The following is a 17,632-nucleotide window of genomic DNA, read 5'->3' as shown; positions in this document are numbered from 1 at the left end:
CGATCAGCCCGGGACGGTGTAGTAGGTCGGCGAACCCGGCCCGACGGGCATCCCTAAGCCGAAGACCCACAGGAAGAACAGCAGGGTCCAGCCGATGAAGTAGCAGATCGAGTAGGGCAGCATGGTGGCGATCAGGGTGCCGATGCCGAAGTTCTTGTCGTAGCGCGTCGCCCAGGCCAGGATCAGGCCGAAGTAGCTCATCATCGGAGTGATGATGTTGGTCGTCGAGTCGCCGATTCGGTAGGCGGCCTGGATGACCTCCGGCGAGTAGCCGATGAACATCAGCATCGGCACGAAGATCGGCGCGGTCACGGCCCACTGCGCCGAGGCCGAGCCCAGGCTCAGATTGACGATGCCGCACATGATGATGAAGAACAGGAACACCAGCGGGCCGGTCAGGCCGATCGATTGCAGGAAGTCCGCACCCGTGACGGCGGTGATCAGGCCCAGGTTCGACCAGCCGAAGAAGGCGACGAACTGGGCGGCGAAGAACACCAGCACCACGTATAGCCCCAGGGTCGAGATGGCCGAGGCCATGCCGTCGATGATGTCGCGATCGTTCTTCATCGTGCCGGCAATGCGGCCATAGGCGAAGCCGGTGACCAGGAAGAACACGAAGATCCAGGCCACGACCGAGCGGAAGAAGGGCCGGGAGGACGCCAGGAAGTTGCTGCTGTCGACGGCCGGGTCGCGCAGCACGCCCGAATCGGGGATCACCAGTACCGCGATCAGTCCGAGCAGGGCCAGCAGGGCGATGAAGGCCGCGATCAGGCCCTTCTTCTCGCGACCGTCCAGGGGTTCCATCTTGCTGTCCTTGACCACGGCCGGGTCGGCGCGCGAGCTGTCGTAGCGGCCCAGCTTGGGCTCGACGATGAAGATCGTGACCAGGGAGCCGATGGCGGTGATCAGGAAGGTGCTGACGATCATGAACCACCAGTTGGCGGTGGCGAAGACCTCATAGGTCGGGTCGATCAGTCGCGCGGCCTCCTGGGTGATGCCGGCGAGCAGGGGATCGATCGTGCCGAGCAGCAGGTTGGCCGAGTAGCCGCCCGAGACTCCGGCGAAGGCCGCTGCCATGCCGGCCAGGGGGTGGCGTCCCAGGGCCAGGAAGATCGCGCCGGCCAGGGGCACGAGGACCACGTAGCCCATCTCCGAGGCGGTGTTCGAGATCACCCCGGCAAAGACCACGGCCACGGTGACCAGGTGCTTGGGCGCGTTCATCACGATGCCGCGCACCATCGCCGAGAGCAGGCCGGACTTCTCGGCCACGCCGACGCCGAGCATGGCCACCAGGACCACGCCGAGGGGCGCGAAATTCACGAAGTTCGAGACCAGGTTGCCGAGGATCATGCGCAGACCCTCGGCATTGAGCAGGCTGACCGCCTCGATCATGGTCCCGTCGGGCACGTTCGGGCGCGGGTCCTCGACTGCCACCCCCATCCAGCCGAAGATGCCGGACACGAACACCATCGCCGTGGCCAGCAGGGCGAACAGGGTCACCGGGTGCGGCAGCAGATTGCCCAGCCACTCCACGGTGTCGAGAAAACGGGTAAAGAGATTGCGCGGCGCCTGCTCGGACGCCGGAGATTGCGAAGACACGATTCGGCTTGCTCCGTTTCGATCAGCAAAGACGCCCGATGATAGCAACTGCGGGCGCCGTTCGTGGTGCCAGTGGCCGCGTTGTGAGGAGACGGGCCAGCATGGTCACGCAGCCGGATTGACGCAGATGTCTGCGACATGGACCGTCGGGCGCGTGGGCCCGACCTACGATTTTCGAGCATCGTGCCCGGTGCGCCGCCTGTGTCGATCAACGGCACCCCGGACCACCCGAGGCCCGGCACCCCTCAAACATCGACCATCCGCATCGAAACCCTGCGTAGGTCGGCCCAGCGCAGGTTGGAGGCATGGTGCGGTTGGCCGCAGGCCAGGAGCGCCGTGCCGGAGACCGGCCGCGCGTGTGGCCGACGGTCCATGCATCCGACATCTCCGTCAACCCGACGGCGCAATGCCACCGCCATCGCGGGCAACCCGACGCACGGATATCCCAGACATCGCCGGACCGACGACGCCCGGTCCATGCATCCGACATCTCCGTCAACCCGACGGCGCCATGCCGCAACCATCGCGGAAAACCCGACGCACGGATATTCCGGACATCGCCGAACAGGCGACGCCCAGAACCGCTTACGCCCGATCCGCCCGTTGACGCAGATAGTTCAGCAGATCCACCCGCGTGATGAGCCCCAGGAAAGAGTCGCCGTCCATCACGATGGCGACGCGATCCCGATTGAAGATCGGCAGCAGGTCGTCGATCTCCTGCTGGTACTGGACCGACTCGAGCTCGGAGACCATCGCCTCGCGCACCGGCTCGGCAAAACGCGATTCATCGCGATGCACGGCCAGCAGGATGTCGGACTCGTCGATGATGCCGACGATGCGCTTGCCGTCCATCACCGGCAGCTGGGAGATGTCGTAGAGCATCATCCGCTTGTAGGCGTTGGCCAGGGACTCGTCCTGGCCGACGGTGACGGCGTCGCGGCTGGCCATGGGGCGGGCGATCAGGTCGCGCAGGTCGCCGAAGTTGCTGCCTTCGAGCAGGCCGTGGTCGCGCATCCAGTGGTCGTTGTAGACCTTGGACAGGTAGCGGTTGCCCGTGTCGCAGACCAGGGAAAGCACTTTCTTCGGTTCGGTCTGTTCGCGGCAGTAGCGCAGGGCGGCGGCCACCAGGGTGCCGGTGGACGAGCCACCCATCAGGCCTTCGCGCTTGAGCAGCTCGCGGGCGGTCAGGAAGCTCTCCCGGTCCGAGATCGCATAGGCCTTGGAAACCCGGGTGAAATCGCTGATCGATGGCAGGAAGTCCTCGCCGATGCCTTCGACCAGCCAGCCGCCGGCATCGTCGCGGACGTGGCCGGTGGCGATGTAGTCCGCCAGGATCGAGCCTTCCGGGTCGGCGAGCACCAGCTCCAGATTCGGTGCGGCCTTGGCGAAGTAGCGCGACAGGCCGGTGATCGTGCCGCTGGAGCCGACGCCGACGACCATGGCATCCAGTTCGCCGCCCATCTGCTCGAGAATCTCCGGGCCGGTCATGGTTTCGTGGGCCAGGGGGTTGTCCGGGTTGCCGAACTGGTTGATGAAGTAGGCGCCCTCGGTCTCCCTGGCGATCGAGGCGGCCAGGTCCTGGTAGTACTCCGGGTGGCCCTTGCCGACGTCGGAGCGGGTGATCACCACTTCGGCGCCCATCGCCTTGAGGTTGGAGATCTTTTCCCGGCTCATCTTGTCGGGGATGACCAGGATCAGGCGGTAGCCCTTCTGGCCGGCGACCAGGGCCAGGCCCAGGCCGGTGTTGCCGGCCGTGCCCTCGACCAGGGTGGCGCCGGGCTTCAGTTCACCACGGCGCTCGGCCTCCTCGATCATCTTCAGGGCGATGCGGTCCTTGATCGAGCCGCCGGGGTTGGCGGACTCGAGCTTCAGATAGAGCTCGCAGGGACCGGTGTCGATGTGGTTGACGCGGACGATCGGGGTGGAGCCGACCAGCTCCAGGACATTGTTGTAGACGGACATGCCGACTCGGGAGGTTGAAGGTTGGCGGGCAAGATAGCCGAAGGCCACCGGCACCGCAACTCGGGACGACTGTGCTTGCGGTTGCGAGATTCGAGAGAAATCGCGACGGCCGGCAGGGGCGCCGGCCGTCGGGGGGCGATTCAGGCGGCCTGGGCCTGATCCATCAGGCGGGCCATTTCATCCTTGGCCTTCAGCTTTTCTCGCTTGAGCTGGTTCACGGCCAGATCATCCATCGGAGCCGTGCCGTTTTCGGCGGCAATGATGCGCTTCTCGAGGTCCTGGTGACGATTGAAAAGGCGGCGGAAGTTGGCGTTGTCCTTCAGCAGGCTTTCCATCTGTTCCTGACGATGTTCGAACATGGGCGTTCTCCTTGTTTCAGGTCGTGAGCGCATGCCATCGCGCCGATTCACGGCGACGATCGCACTGGTTGGGGCGCCACCGGCCGCTCGGGCCGGGGGCGAAAGAAGAGGGGGACGGGTTTTTCGTAGGACGAGGTGATTCGTGAGCCGCCAGGGCCCGGGGGGTACGCGTTTCAGCGCAGGTTTCACCTGACTCGTCCACCATCGTCAGTCTTTTATAACGCTGCCTCCGGGGTAAATCAAGGAGAACCTGATGGACCCCGGGAGACAGCGCGGACGAGGGGCTGGTGCGCGCTCAGTCGTCGAGCAGGATGACGTCGACGCGTCGGTTGCGGCTGCGCCCGTCGGCCGTGTCGTTGCTGGCGATCGGGAAGTCCTCGCCCATGCCCACGGCCTGGATCCGGCCAGCGTCGATGCCCATGGCGGCCAGTTCGTCGCGCACGGCTTCGGCGCGTTCGAGGGAAATGCGCTGGTTGACGTCCGCCGGTCCGCTGGAGTCGGTGTGGCCTTCGATGCGAATGCGCTTGTCCGGCTCGCTCTGCAGCAGTTCCACCACGTCCTCGAGATTGGTGCGGGCTTCGGGCTGCAGATTGGTCTGACCCACTTCGAACAGGACGTCACCCAGGGTCACGACCACGCCACGATCGGTCTGGCGCAGCTCCATCAGCTCCAGTCGACGGCGGAGGGAATCGGCGGCTTCCGTGGCCAGCTCGGCCTCGCGCCGGGCCAGTTCGATTTCATTGGCCTGGGCTTCGGCGAGGCGGCGGGCCGCCTCGGCTTCCTCGCGGGCCGCGGCTTCGCGACGGGAGGCCTCCTCACGCAGCTCTTCGGCGGTCATCGCATCGCGGCGGGTGCGCTCGATTTCTTCGCGCACGGCGGTCGATTCCATCCGCGCCTGCTCGGCTTCGCGTCGAGCCTGCTCGACTTCCAGGCGGCTGGCGCGCAGCAGCAGCTCGGTGCGCTCGGCCTCGAGCTGGTTGATCTCGCTCTGGGCCTGGGCTCGAAAGGCGCTGGCGCGAGCGATTTCCAGACGCTTCTCGGCGATCAGGATGTAGTGGGCCAGTTCGATGTCATTCAGGCCTTCGACGGAGGCCTCGCGCACGGCCCGTTCGGCATCGGCCAGGGCCAGCGGCACCAGGGACGACAGGGTGGTGTTGGCCCGGAACTGCTCCAGGTCCGCGCGCAGATTGTCCAGGGCCGTGTCTTCGCGAGGCGGCGGGGCGCAGGCCGCCAGCGCCACCAGGGCGACGGCCAGACCGAGTTGCTTGATGATCGTGGATCGGTTCATTGCAGCACCTCCTCACCGAAGGCTTCGACCAGGTCGGCCTTGAGCGCGTCCAGGGCGCGCAGGGCATCGGCGAGCTCGGCCCGGGTCAGCGCGGCCTGGGTGCGAGCCAGGGCCAGCTGAGCGTCGATCTCGGATTCGTCGGCCAGGCGGCGGGCCTGTTCGAAGTCACGTTCCTGCATGGCCAGCTGAGCGGCCTGCAGGCGCTCGCGGGCGAAACGCAGCTCCAGAGGCGAGTATTCCTGCGCACCGGCGGCTTCGGCCTGATCGATCGCTTGGCGGGCGTTGTCGAGGAGGCGCGGGTCGGGCGGGGTCGTGGCACAGGCGCCGAGCACGAGGGTCAGCAGCAGGGCGAAAACGAGTCGGGATCGGGTCATGGTCTGGTCAGGCGTCTTTGGCAGGGCGCACGGCGCGCTTACTCGGCATCGGGCTGATTTTCTGGCGCAGCCCGGCGGATGGCCGGAATCTGCTCCAGCGCCTCGCAGATGGCGAGGATGCGGGGCATGGCGTCCAGCTTGCATTTGAATCTTTGCGCATTATAGACCTGTGGCAGCAGGCAGCAATCGGCCAGGCCGGGTTCATCGCCATGACAGAAGCGCCCGGTCGCCGGGTCATCCAGCATCGCCTCGACCTGGCCCAGGCCCAGCTCGGTCCAGTGTCGATACCAGGCTAGCTTGGCGTCTTCGTCCACACCGAGTTCGCCGACCAGGTACTTGAGGACGCGCAGATTGTTCAGCGGGTGGATGTCACAGGCGATCGCATTGGCGATGGCACGAACCCGGGCGCGACCGGGTGCGTCGGCGGGCAGCAGCGCCGGCGTCGGGTGTTGTTCCTCCAGGTATTCCAGCATCGCCATCGACTGACTGATCACCTGCCCATCGATCTCCAGCGTCGGGACCAGGCCCTGCGGATTGAGCGCCCGATACGCCTCCGAGTGCTGCTGCCCCCCGTCCCTGACCAGATGAACGGGCTCGATCGTGTAGTCCAGGCCCTTGAGGTTGAGGGCCATGCGGACGCGGTAGCTGGCCGAGGAGCGCCAGTAGGAGTGAAGCTTGATGGGCATGATGAGGGATGCGGGGAAAGCGTTCTCGAATTCTAAGCGAATCGGAAGACCGGCTTTGGGCTGAGGTGGATGCCGGGCTGCGAGCCAGGCATTGACGTGCCCCGGGCAACGGCGAATTCCTCAGCTGTTCGATCGCTCATGACTTCAGGCACTGCGATCGCCGCGCCGGATCGGACACGATTCGGGTTGGACTATCCAACAGGAAGAGATCGATGACACGCTGGATCCTGCCGGTCGGCCTGCTGCTTTGCATTCTCGTCCATGGCGAGGTGCACGCCACCTCCGAAGATGGAGAGGCGGCGGCTGAACTTGGCCGCGCGGCGGAACTGCTGGACTCGGATCTGGATGCGGCCGAGGATGCGATCGAGCGGGCGCTCGAGATGGCGCCGGACGAGCCGGAGGTGCAGTTCATGTGCGGTCGAGTCATGGGGCGAAAAGCCGAAGACAGCGTTCTGCGCGCCCTTTCCTATGCCCGCAGATCCCTGCGTTGTCTCGAGCGGGCCGCCCAGCTGCGCCCTGAGCATATTCCCTATCGCAGGGGCTTGATGGCCTTCTATCTGGGCGCGCCCGGCATCGCCGGTGGCGACGAGTCGCTGGCGCTCGAGCAGGTCGAAGCGATCGAGGTGCTCGATCCCGTCGAAGGCGTGCTGGCCCGTGTGGACTACCTGTATGCGATCGATGAAACGGAGGGTGTGGGCGATCTGCTGGCGGCTTCGCGCCAGCGTTATCCCGAGGCCTCGGTCCTGCATTTTCGCCATGGCCTGTGGCTGCAGCAGCGCGAGGAGTACGCGCAGGCCCATGCCGCCTTCGTTCAGGGCAGGGCGCCGCTGAGCCTGGGGGAGTCGCCGGAGGACCTCGCGCCGGCCTTGAACGCGCTCTACCAGATCGGTCGCAATGCGCTGTTCAGCGAGTCCCGCGTGGATGAGGGGATCGATGCGCTGCGCGAATACGTGAGTCTCGAGCTTCCTGCGGCCGGGGTTCCGGAGCTTGAGTGGGCCTACCTTCGTCTGGCCCAGCTGCACCTGCTCGCAGGCGATCATCAGGAAGCGGGGCGCTACGCCCAGCTGGCCGCTGCCCTCGAGGACCAGCGCTTGCAGTCCGTGCTGCGCGACCTGAGCCTCGATTGAAGGGGTAGGCCCGGTGCCGCTGCCTTATCGGGGCGGCGGGCCGCCGAGCTCCCGCAGCTCTTCCTCGAGCCGGCGTCGCTCGGCTTCCATCTCCCGGATGTGCCTGTTCTCGGCTTCGATCCGAGCGTTTTCCCTCATGGTTCGGAGATTTTCCTCGGCGCGGCCCATCGCCATCGTGTCGCCGGCGTTGCGATAGGCCTCGATGGCCTCTTCATACCTTCGCTGCCGCTCCAGGACCTGACCGAGCTCCGACCAGAGGCGGCGTGCGTCCACGGGGTTGCTGGCGTTCTGCAGTGCGCTGCGGATCTGTTGCTCGACCTGCACCCACTGGTGGGCGTCATCGCCCTGAGCTCGAGCCAGGGGGTTCATGAAAGCGGCAAGAATCGCAGCGAGAATCAGGGCGTGGAATGCGGGCTTCATGGATATGGACTCGACGAGTTGCAGGTGCCCTCGACGCTAGCACCGCCGTGCCGGCTCGGCAACCATTTGTTGAACTGGTGATCCTGTTGGCCTGGCCGGGCCGGATGACGCTCGGGTCAAGGTGGGGCGACATTTCGATGACAAAGTGGTCTCGGGTCCCTGTGGATTCATGGCCTCGTCATGGTTCTGACACGCCAATGTGACAGGGCGTAATAATTCCTTCATAGTGCTGCAATATATTGGCGCGCGTCAGGCAAGTTTGTTGCCATTTGAACTTACGGAGAGCGGAGCATCATGAAACGGAATTCCCTGAACGCGCTGGGGCTCGCAAGCCTCACACTGGCCCTGGCGGCCTCGGCCGATCTGGCGGCCTGGGATGTCAGCGGCGATTTTCGAACCCATCTGTACACGGAAAACTGGCGCGACACCCGCGACGGTGACACGACGAGTACCGATGGCTCGGCAGCGCGGTTTCGTCTGCGTCTTCGCGAAGAGATCGGCGAAAACTGCCGCTTCCAGACCCGATTCGCGGCCACGGTGGCCGATGAGGGCAACGACTGGGACTTCTACATCCGCTCGCACCGCGACAGCGGTTCGGCTGTCAACGCCGGCACCGCGACGCTGGATGAGTTGTTCGTGCGCTGCACCAATGGCGATGGCGCCAACGAGTGGCGCATCGGCCGCATGCAGTCGAACCTCGACCTGCCGCACATGGCCTCGCGCAGCTTCGATCGCAGCCAGGCCAGCGGTGTGGGCATCGGCTGGACCGACGGGATCGCCTACCGTCGCAACTTCACCAACGGCTGGTACGCCGATGTCATGGCCCAGTACAACGGCCCGGACGGGATCGGCCAGACCTACAGCCGCCCGATCACCTTCGACGAGGCGGGTCGTGTCGGCTTCTTCGGTGTTTTCGGCAGCGATGCCGAGGCCGGTCCGATCTTCATGCGGGCCCTGTCCCTGACCGTGTATCCGGACGCGCTGGCGCCACTGGGCACGGCCAACTCGGCGCGTGAGGACTACATCCTGGGCGCATTCAAGATGGGTGCGGGCTGGGACCTCGGTGAATCCGGTCGTCGTCTGATTGCCGTCGGCGAGATCGCCCACGCCTTCAATACGCCGACCAATGCGGCCATGGGCCTGCCGGGTGCGGGTGACGTGGACGCCTGGGGTTGGCAGCTGGGTGTCGACATCAAGAACATCTTCCCCAAGCACACGATGGGTCTGAACTACGGGCAGTCGGATGCCGGCATGCTGCTGTCGAATGATTTCCGTTCGAACAACGAACTGGCCGAGTACCGCTGGCAGTATCAGGCCACCTCCGACCTGCGCTTCGAGTTCCGCGCCCGCTGGCGGCGCGACCTCGAGCGTCGCGCCGGGGCCGATTACCTGCAGCGCGATCGCGACATTCGACTGCGCGCGACCTACAAGTTCTAACGGGACGATTCAGACTCGACCGTCGAGGGCTGGCCCGCTCAGGGCCGGCCCTTCTTTTTTTGAGGGGTAGTTCAGCCGAACACCACGAAGGTCTGAAAGCTCTTGGCCAGCAGGCACCCGTCCGCCGCCCAGACCTCGGCCGAGGACGAGCCGTAGCCGTCACGGAAGAAGTTGCAGTGCGCCAGATAGCCGAGAAACGCATCGCCACGGACGCCGTCGAGCGGTTCGCCGAAGTGGATCTGCCAGTTGATCGATGACATCGGCACAGGCCGGTCGTAGTAGGAGATCGGAACCGGTGGCCAGCTGTCGATCAGGCAGACCAGGTGGGCCGGGGAGATTGCCTGCGGCGGCGAATCGAAGCGCATCCAGCCGCCCAGCTCGGGCAGGCCCTGCCCCGAGAATGGGCGTCCGGCGGTCACTCCGCGGAAATCGATGTGCCGGGTAAAGGCCGGGGTACCGGGGCCATGAATCCGGACGGCGCGAGGATCATCCCAGCTGGGAAAGTCCGGTGCCTTGAAGGTTTCGATTTCGACCGTGCCCTCCAGCGGGCGGACGAAGTTGGCCAGCGCCGTGACGCGAACCTGCTCCTCCTGCACGATCCGGGCGGATCGGACGGCCACGGTTCGACCGGCCGAGACGGCCTCGAGCTCGATCCGGAACGGCGTGTCCGGGGCCAGCGGGCGCAGGAAGCCGATTTCCAGATAGCGCAGGCGACGGTCTTCGTCCGTGCCCTGGCCCAGGGCCTCGGCGAGCAGGCCGGCGGACAGACCGCCGAAGACGGTGCGTCCCTGCGTCCAGCTCGTGGGAACGCTGATGGCCTGGCCGGCAGCGGCCTGGACCCTGAATTCATCGAAGGACATGTTGCGGCAGGGTTCCAATGGTGAACTTTCAGGGTACTCGATATCGCTCTGGACTGGCCCGTCGGCCCTGGCTCGTGCGGGCGGGAGATCTGTGCTGTAATGCCCGTGGCCGCGACCGGCGGCCGCTACGCTTCGAAGGGGACGATCGATGAATGCTGCCGCGATTCTGAAAGCCGGTCTGGCCATCCTGCTGGCCTGGGTGCCCGCCTTGTTCTGGCTGGTGTTCGCAGGCACCGGTGTCATCATGGGCGTGGGTGGGCTGTTTTCGTCGGAACCGTGGGGTGGACTTGTGTTCATCGCCCTGGGTCTGGGCGGCATTCTCGGTTTTATCGGGCTGACTCTGGCCTGCTGGACCCGGTGGCCGATGACACGCACCCGAGCGATCTTCCTGGCCTGCGGCGTGATTTCCCTGCTGGTCGCCATGGCCTTTCTGACGATCGAGGGCGATCGTGGCAGCGCGGACCCTGAAACGATCCTGAAAGTGGTCTACTTCGTGGTCTGTCCGGTGGTGTTCGCCCTCCATCTGATCTGGAAATTCCTGACCGGCAGGGACGCTGGCAATCTCGCCTCCTAGAGCTGTTCGGGCAGGCCCGCAGGCAACAGCAAACTCGGCCGGATCGAATCTTCGGCAATCGCTCTGATTAAGACGGGTAGGCTGATCTGAGATTCGTTTGAGATGCCCTCGGGCAGGCTGGTGCATACTCGAAACCAATGGAGTCTGCACCATGATCAAACGAATCCTTTTCATTGCCGCCCTCGGCCTCTGCCTGTCGGCCGCCGCCTCCGAACGCGTGCTGCTGGTGGTCTCCAGTGCCGGCACGGCCGAAGATCCCGAGTCGGGCTATGAATTCGACGAACTGACCCAGGCCTGGTGGACCTTTGTCGACAACGGCTACGAGGTCGAGATCGCCAGCCCGGCCGGTGGCGAGCCGCAGTCGGAAGAGCAGAACCCGATGTGGGCGCACAACACGCGCTTTCTCGAAGACGCGCAGGCGATGGCGGCCATCGCCAACACCGTGCCGCTGGCCGAGGTGTCGGCGGCGGACTACGATGCCGTTTTCCTGATCGGTGGCAGTGGGGCCGCCATCGACCTGCCGCAGGATCCGCACCTTCAGGCCCTGGTCGAGGCGGTCTACGGCTCGGGCGGCGTGATCGGGGCGGTCTGTCACGGCCCGGCGGGTCTGGTCAACGCCGAGCTCGCTGGACGACCCTTCCTCGAAGGGCGACACCTGACCGCCTTCACCAATGCCGAAGAAGCCCTGTTCGGAGACAAGGAAGGCAAGGGCTGGTCCCTGGAAGACCGGATCGTCGAGGAAGGCGGGCGCTTTGACGCCGGTGGGATCATGCACCTCCATGTGGTCGAAGATGGGCGCCTGGTCACCGGCCAGAATCCCTTCTCCACGGCCCTGACCGCCGAAGCCACGATTCGCGCCATGGGCGGCGAGCCGCGATCTCGAACGCCCTACCGGAACGAAACCACCATGGCTCTGGCGAAGCTCGCCGTCGAAGAGGGGCTGGACGTGGCCGCGGAGCGCCTGGCGGCCAGCCCGGAGGACAGCGAGCCGATGTTCCTGGCCCTGCTGGGCTTCTATCAGTCCCGAGCGGCAGGGGATGAAGCGGCGCTTCGTGATGCCCTGATCCTGATGCAGCTCAGCGCGCCGTATTTCCAACACGACAACGTGACCCTGGCCATGGCCTCGGCCCACGAGCAGCTGGGTGAGCTCGACGCTGCGCGCGGGGTGCTGACCGCTCTGCTGGAGCGTTCGCCCGAGTCCGAGGCCGCGCGCGAGCAGCTGGCCGCGCTGGGGAACTGAGCCGATGGACGCGGCGAGCCTGCGCATCCTGCTGGTCGAGGACCAGGCCGAGCTCGCCGCGTCGATCATCGACTTTCTGGAAGGGCAGGGCCATCGCCTCGATTATGCGGCCGATGGCCAGGCCGGCCTCGATCTGGCCCTGAGCCAGGACTTCGATGTCGTGCTGCTCGATCTGCAGCTGCCGCGTCTCGACGGTCTGGCGGTCTGCCGGCAGCTGCGCGAGAGCGCGGATCGTCATCTGCCCGTCCTGATGCTGACCGCACGAGGGACCCTGGACAACAAGGTCGAGGGTTTCGAGGCCGGCGCTGATGACTACCTGACCAAGCCCTTCGCCCTCGAGGAACTGTTGCTGCGCTGCAATGCCCTGGGTCGACGCCACCAGCTCCATGCGCGCAATGAGCTCTTGCTCGGCGATCTGCTCATCGACCGCCGCCGTCGCGTGGCGACCCGGCAGGGTCGGGTGCTGGACTTGCATCACACGCCCTTCGACATTCTCGTGGCCCTGGCCGAAGCCTACCCGGCGGTGATGACCCGCTCGGAACTGGCCGACCGCATCTGGGGTGACGAGCCCCCGGCCAGCGATGCCCTGGCCACCCACATCTACAGCCTGCGTCAGGCGCTGGACCGGCCCTTCGAGCAGGCCATGCTCAAGACCCTGCACGGTGTGGGTCTGAGGCTGGAGGTGCCGGAATGAAGCGACGCAGCCTGCTCCGGCGTATCGCCGTCGCCTTCCTCGGCATGGCGGTGCTGGCCGGCGCCTTCGGCGGGCTGCTGGCCGTGCTCTTTGCCTACACCACGGAAGATCATCTATTCGATCGCCTGCTGGAGCTGGAGATGGCCCATCTCCGAGCGTCGCCGGCAGAGGCGGGCCGACTGCCCGAGCCCGAGCTGCCGTTCGCGGCCTACTATCCGGATGCCGATCTCCCGGCCGAACTGCGTGAACCCCTGCAGGCCGAGCCCCGGCGACGCGAGATCTTCGCCGCCGACGGTCGCCATTTCCATCTGCGGCGAGTCGAACTGTCCGGCAGCGATGGACCAGTCTGGGTGGTCCTTCAGGTCGAGGACTTGCTGGTCATCCGGCCGGTGCTGAGCGAGATCACCGCCATGCTGGCGATGGCGGTGCTGGTCATCGTGCTGCTGGCCGGGACCGTCGGCCTGTTTCTCGCCTATCGAGTGACCCGACCCCTGCGCCGCCTTGCCGGCGAAGTGAATGCACTGGAGCCCGATCAGTTGCCCGAGCAGTGGACCGCGCGCTATCCCGATGATGAAGTCGGGCAGCTGGCCAATGCCCTGCGGGACGCCTTTCACCGCATCCGGCAGTTCATCGACCGTGAACAGCGCTTCACCCAGGACGCCAGCCATGAATTGCGGACCCCTCTGGCCGTGATCGAGAGCAATGCCACCTTGCTCGATGGGGCGGTGGATCCCGAGCAGGTTCGTGCTCTGGCCGGGCGAATCCGCTCCGCCGCCATGGCCATGCATCTGTCGGTCGACGCCTTGCTGAGCCTGGCGCGGGAGCGGGGTGCGTCCGAGTCCTTGCCGGAGACGGCTCTGCTGCCGATCGTCGAGCGCTGCGTGCTCAATCACTCCCACCTGCTGCAGGACAAGCCGGTAGCACTGGATGTGGCCCTTGACCCGCGGTGGCGTGTCCCCGGTGATCCAGCCGTACTCCAGGTGCTCATCGCCAACCTGATTTCGAACGCCTTCCGCTACACCGGCCAGGGTGAAATCCGGATCGAGCGCGACGGCGATGATCTACTGGTGATCGACAGTGGCACAGGGATCGACGAGCGCATCCGCCCGAGGGTCACCGAGCCGCGCGTCAAGGGCAGCGACAGCCCGGGCCTCGGCCTGGGCCTGTCCATCGTCGAGCGGCTCTGCGAGCGCTACGGCTGGCGCTTCGAGCTGGATTCTTCCGAGCGAGGGACGACCGCTCGACTCGGCCTCGGCAAGCCGCGCTGATTGCGAGCCCCGATGAACTGCCTGACGGCCATCGGCCGCGTCGGTCCCTGTGCGGCAGGACTCGAGGCCGATGCCCGACCAGTCGAGTGGGGGATCGTCAGAGTCTCGACCTTGTCCATGCGGTAGCCAACAGCGTCAGAGCGGCAAGCAGTGCAAGGGCAAGGGTGGCGTTCGTGGGAACGGCCTGCAAGGAGAGTTGCAGCGAACCACAGGCATGGTAGGCATCCGGTCGGGTATCGGCATCTCGAAGGCGCCAGACGGCGCAGATCCGTTCTCCGGATGGAAAGGCCTGCAGAATGATCGCGTACTCACCGGCGCTGGTGGTGGAGACCGGAATCGGTGTCGCAAAGCTGCTGCCGAAGTCGGTGGTGTAGGCCGCCCAGACATCGAAGCGTTCCGCGCCCTCCGAATTGGCCTGATTGGTGCGTGTGTCCCAGCCGATCACGTAGACCAGCGGATCTCGGTCATCGATCGGATCGCCGCTGGCGATGCTGGCAGGCGTCTTGATGATTCGTGGAGCAAAGCTCATCCGGTCGAAGTTGGACAGGCCGGAGAGATTGCGCGGAGTGCTCCAGCTGGTACCGCCGTCCAGCGATTGCCGGGTGAAGACGTTGTAGGTCGCCTGTTGCAGTGCTCTCAGGGCTTCGCTGGGGGTGTAGATGTAGACCACCGCGAGCCGGTCGCCATCGAGGATTGCACGGTGTCCGCGGATGCTGTCATCCGGATTCTCCGCGCTGGGCGATCCCAGCGTCGAGCCGCTGAGGTTGATGGCGGCCTGCATCTGGCCGATGCCGTAGCCACCGGTCAGGCGGCGTGCAAAAAGGTCCGCGGGTCCATCCTGGGTGGTCAGGCCCTGACGCCAGATCACGATGGCTCGGGTATCGGATGCGCCGGCGCTGGCAGCCGGCTGGGCTGCGATCCGGACCCGTCGAGCGTTCTCCGAAGGATCGTTGACCCGACCGCCCGCGGCGACAGTGTCGGGCATGAATAGGTTGAAATCGTGCCAGAGCACGTCCTTGCCCTGGGCGCCTGACTTGGTTTCCTCGTAGGCGAGCAGGGCGAGCGAATCGACCAGCACCAGGTGGGGACGTGTGGCGGCCGGGTCGCCGCTCGCGGTCCCGGTGTTGTCGCTGATGGTCGTGTCGGGCGGGAAGGGAACCGCGGTGGCGAAGTCCAACGTGGACAGTGCGCTGTAGTGAATGTCGGTACCGGGTGTTCCGCTGGCGCCGGAGGAGCCGCCGTCGTCATCGGCCGGGACACCGGCCGGATCTTCCTGCCAGGCGAGTGCGAAGCCGCTGGGGCTGGCCGCCGGAAAGGTATTGATGGCATCGCGCGAGCCGTCGGTCAGCTGTTCGGCACTGGACCAGCTTCTGCCCGAATCCGTCGAGCGCGAGGTGTAGACACAGCCGAAGGCCGTGGGGCTGCCGCCTTCACCCAGGTAACTCCCCTGGCTCCCGCCGGGGCAGTAACTGTCGATCCAGGCGATCAGGACGTTGCCCGATTCAGCGGCGATCGACGGGCGGCTCGAGTTGCCCGGGGCCCCGACGACGTTGGTCTGCCCGACCGTGTTCGAGAGGTTCAGCGCGGCCGACCAGGTGGCTCCGTCATCGACCGAGTGCCGGACGAAGATATCTCGCGCTCCGTTCGGGCCGTCGGCATAGGTCACCACGTGCACCTTCTGAAGCGTGTCGGGGTCGACCACGATGCGGTAGTCGGTAAAGGCCGTGCTCGGGTTGCTGTTGGAGACATTGACGGGCGGCGGGAAACTGATCGTGGACTGCGCCACGACCGGACCTGCCAGGCCTGCCAGGAAGGCGGTTGCGAGAAAGTGTCGAATGGCCATCGAAGCTTCTCCCTACTGCGGTGTTCCTTGTTCTGCTTCGGAGGCCGACGCCGCCAAGGCGGGCGTCGGCCATCCTGATCACGCCAGATCAGGGCTGCTGTTCGAAGCGGTCTGCGAAGATGTTGTCCAGGGGGATGACGGCACTGTAGATGCCGGCCCAGCTTGCGGTCTCCTCCGGATCGACCGGGTCGATGTAGAGCATGCCCAGGGCGATTGCGAGGCGGCCGTTGCGGAAGCCGTCGCGCTCCATTGCCACCGAACTGACGAAGGAATCCACGGGGGCGTCGGGATCCACCGCCTGTCCGAGCGTCGTGCCGACTTCGGCCACGGTCTTGAGCGGGTTGAACGGATCGACCCCATCGCGCAGGTAGATGCCGGCGCGGCCCGAGCGCTGTGCCTGGAAGGCGACGCGAGCAGGCTGGTCGATGGCGGTGGACAGTGCGGCATACGCGCTGCTCCGCCAGCGCGCCGGCTCGTCGGTTTCCTCGTCACCGGTGCCGGGTACACGCCCCGAAAAGACCCAGAACAGGTAGTCCTCGATGCTTTCCTGGCCGGTGCGCGAGATCATCGAGGTCGTGCCGCTGCCGGTGTCATGCAGGAAGATGCCCTGGTTGATGGGAATGTCCACGAGCAGGCCATCGGGATGCTGTTCGTTGCAGAAGGCGATCAGGGCCGGGTTGCCGTCGATCGGGCACTCGAGTAGCTTGCTGAAGGTCGCCGCGCCCCAGGTTCCCCAGAAGGCGATCATCGAGCCGTCGCTGCTGACCGAGATGCCCTCGCCGAAATTGGCGAAGGTCTCGCCGGGCGCATCCGGCACGGGATCGCCGATGGCCACCACGTTTTCGAGGGTCGGCAGATGCGCGATGGGTGCCTTGAAGATGCCGCCGATGGTCGGGGCTTCCTCGATGTCCCAGCCGGTGAAGTAGACGCTCCCGTTGGCGGCGCTCGGTGGGGCGGTCGCGCCGAACAACACGCCCCCCGACCCGGGAATTTCGAGGTTGGAACTGGCGATCATGCCCGTGTAGGGCGTCGGGCTGGTGCTGACCACGTCACGGAAATAGATGCCGGTCCGACCCAGGCCATCGGTCAGGTCCGTGTAGTTGCCCTTGAAGATGATGTAATCGCCGTCGACCGCCGTGGCGCCCGGGAACTGATCGAAGCGTGTCCCAGAGACGGTGGCCGGCACCGAAAACCACGGGAAGCTCAGGGTGATCTGATCCGGCTCGACCGCGGCCCCGAGCAGACTGGCGCCGGTCACGGCGGGATCGCCGACGGTCGGGAACGCATAGATGCCGGCGGTTCCGACGCGGGTGGTCTCCTTGCCGCCCAGGGAATACTCCCAGACCGGATCGTGCTGCCCCCGCGAGGCCACGAGGCTGCCGTTCGGATCGATGCGTGGGGTGGAGGGGAACTCGATGAAGGTGGCGCCGAGGTTGTTGGGTGCAGGCACCGGGTCGCCTCGGAACAGCAGTTTGATGGCCGGGTCCACGCTGCCGAGGTCGATCATGTAGAGACCCCCGGACTGGGGGCCGCCCAGAATGGCAGACCTTGCACGGAAGACGACCACGCCCTGATCGTTCATGCTGGGCGGGTTGTAACTCCTGAACAGGTCGTTGGCATCGCCGCCGGGCGCTTCATCGCCGTTATTGACGATCGCTTCCCAGTCGAGCGGTAAGGCATCGGCGCCATGGGTCAGACCGCTGAAGGCAACGGTCATGGTCAAGCACGCCACGTGAAGAATACGCATGACAGACTCCCTATCGCTACTTTAAAGGCTCCTACATTACTTAGTCTGCATTCATTCGAGGAAATCGGCAAGTCGTCCCTTCTTGCCGGATTCGGGGCCGGAACCCGCGAGGCGTGGCGATTTGGCCGGATTTCGGGCAGCGGAAGCCAGGAAC

16 protein-coding genes are annotated in these 17,632 nt (G+C 65.7%); 6 read left to right on the top strand and 10 right to left on the bottom strand.

What is annotated here, in order from left to right; translation table 11 throughout:
- Positions 1-3: 3 nt before the first annotated feature.
- The 6 genes from WM2015_RS11905 to maiA all read right to left on the bottom strand — a co-directional run bounded on the left by WM2015_RS11905 (position 4) and on the right by maiA (position 6,268).
- Positions 4-1,599 (bottom strand): AbgT family transporter, encoded by a 1,596-nt coding sequence (locus WM2015_RS11905; RefSeq protein WP_049726251.1) that lies wholly within the window; start codon positions 1,597-1,599, stop codon positions 4-6.
- A gap of 585 nt (positions 1,600-2,184) precedes the next feature.
- Positions 2,185-3,561 carry a pyridoxal-phosphate dependent enzyme gene (locus tag WM2015_RS11900; protein WP_049726250.1) on the bottom strand — a complete coding sequence of 459 codons (1,377 nt, stop codon included), beginning with the start codon at positions 3,559-3,561 and terminating at the stop codon, positions 2,185-2,187.
- A 140-nt stretch (positions 3,562-3,701) separates the two neighbouring features.
- Entirely contained in the window at positions 3,702-3,920 is a 219-nt protein-coding gene (locus tag WM2015_RS16060) for an HP1242/YdcH family protein (RefSeq protein ID WP_049726249.1), read from the bottom strand.
- Positions 3,921-4,215: 295 nt separating this feature from the next.
- Positions 4,216-5,208, bottom strand: a complete 993-nt coding sequence (locus WM2015_RS11890) for an OmpA family protein (protein WP_049726248.1) — start codon at positions 5,206-5,208, stop codon at positions 4,216-4,218.
- Positions 5,205-5,582: a DUF4398 domain-containing protein gene (locus WM2015_RS11885; RefSeq protein WP_049726247.1), complete on the bottom strand. Its 378-nt coding sequence runs from the start codon at positions 5,580-5,582 to the stop codon at positions 5,205-5,207. Before WM2015_RS11885 ends, WM2015_RS11890 begins: the two co-directional genes overlap by 4 nt.
- A 38-nt stretch (positions 5,583-5,620) precedes the next feature.
- Positions 5,621-6,268, bottom strand: a complete 648-nt coding sequence (gene maiA / locus WM2015_RS11880; RefSeq protein ID WP_221293539.1) for a maleylacetoacetate isomerase — start codon at positions 6,266-6,268, stop codon at positions 5,621-5,623.
- 212 nt (positions 6,269-6,480) lie between these two features.
- On the opposite strand from maiA, the gene WM2015_RS11875 reads away from it, so the two are divergent.
- Complete coding sequence (locus WM2015_RS11875; protein ID WP_049726246.1) at positions 6,481-7,395, top strand: tetratricopeptide repeat protein; 915 nt, start codon at positions 6,481-6,483, stop codon at positions 7,393-7,395.
- 24 nt (positions 7,396-7,419) lie between these two features.
- On the opposite strand, the gene WM2015_RS11870 is transcribed toward WM2015_RS11875, so the two are convergent.
- On the bottom strand, positions 7,420-7,815 hold the full coding sequence (locus WM2015_RS11870; protein WP_049726245.1) for a tetratricopeptide repeat protein: 396 nt from the start codon (positions 7,813-7,815) through the stop codon (positions 7,420-7,422).
- 294 nt (positions 7,816-8,109) lie between these two features.
- Between WM2015_RS11870 and WM2015_RS11865 the strand changes: the two genes are divergently transcribed.
- Positions 8,110-9,252 carry a porin gene (locus WM2015_RS11865; protein ID WP_049726244.1) on the top strand — a complete coding sequence of 381 codons (1,143 nt, stop codon included), beginning with the start codon at positions 8,110-8,112 and terminating at the stop codon, positions 9,250-9,252.
- A 71-nt stretch (positions 9,253-9,323) separates the two neighbouring features.
- Here the strand turns inward: WM2015_RS11865 and WM2015_RS11860 are convergent, their stop codons facing one another.
- Entirely contained in the window at positions 9,324-10,112 is a 789-nt protein-coding gene (locus tag WM2015_RS11860; protein WP_169751166.1) for an acyl-CoA thioesterase, read from the bottom strand.
- Between the two features lie 148 nt (positions 10,113-10,260).
- Here WM2015_RS11860 and WM2015_RS16055 point away from each other — a divergent pair, with 148 nt between their 5' ends.
- The 4 genes from WM2015_RS16055 (at position 10,261) to WM2015_RS11840 (ending at position 13,888) form a co-directional block, all read left to right on the top strand.
- Positions 10,261-10,686 (top strand): hypothetical protein, encoded by a 426-nt coding sequence (locus WM2015_RS16055; RefSeq protein ID WP_049726242.1) that lies wholly within the window; start codon positions 10,261-10,263, stop codon positions 10,684-10,686.
- A 151-nt stretch (positions 10,687-10,837) separates the two neighbouring features.
- Positions 10,838-11,926, top strand: a complete 1,089-nt coding sequence (locus tag WM2015_RS11850) for a DJ-1/PfpI family protein (RefSeq protein ID WP_049726241.1) — start codon at positions 10,838-10,840, stop codon at positions 11,924-11,926.
- Between the two features lie 4 nt (positions 11,927-11,930).
- Positions 11,931-12,620: a response regulator transcription factor gene (locus WM2015_RS11845; protein ID WP_049726240.1), complete on the top strand. Its 690-nt coding sequence runs from the start codon at positions 11,931-11,933 to the stop codon at positions 12,618-12,620.
- Positions 12,617-13,888: a sensor histidine kinase gene (locus tag WM2015_RS11840; protein ID WP_049726239.1), complete on the top strand. Its 1,272-nt coding sequence runs from the start codon at positions 12,617-12,619 to the stop codon at positions 13,886-13,888. The genes WM2015_RS11845 and WM2015_RS11840 overlap by 4 nt, the downstream gene beginning before the upstream one ends.
- A gap of 97 nt (positions 13,889-13,985) precedes the next feature.
- Here WM2015_RS11840 and WM2015_RS11835 read toward each other — a convergent pair whose 3' ends face one another.
- Positions 13,986-15,731, bottom strand: coding sequence for a sialidase family protein (locus tag WM2015_RS11835; RefSeq protein ID WP_049726238.1), 1,746 nt, complete (start codon positions 15,729-15,731; stop codon positions 13,986-13,988).
- A gap of 88 nt (positions 15,732-15,819) precedes the next feature.
- On the bottom strand, positions 15,820-17,478 hold the full coding sequence (locus tag WM2015_RS11830) for a hypothetical protein (RefSeq protein ID WP_156201140.1): 1,659 nt from the start codon (positions 17,476-17,478) through the stop codon (positions 15,820-15,822).
- Positions 17,479-17,632 lie beyond the last annotated feature (154 nt).

This window comes from Wenzhouxiangella marina, assembly GCF_001187785.1.
GTDB lineage: Bacteria > Pseudomonadota > Gammaproteobacteria > Xanthomonadales > Wenzhouxiangellaceae > Wenzhouxiangella > Wenzhouxiangella marina.
The sequence above is the reverse complement of the archived record's forward strand: the minus strand, read 5'-3'. Positions and strand labels throughout refer to the sequence as shown.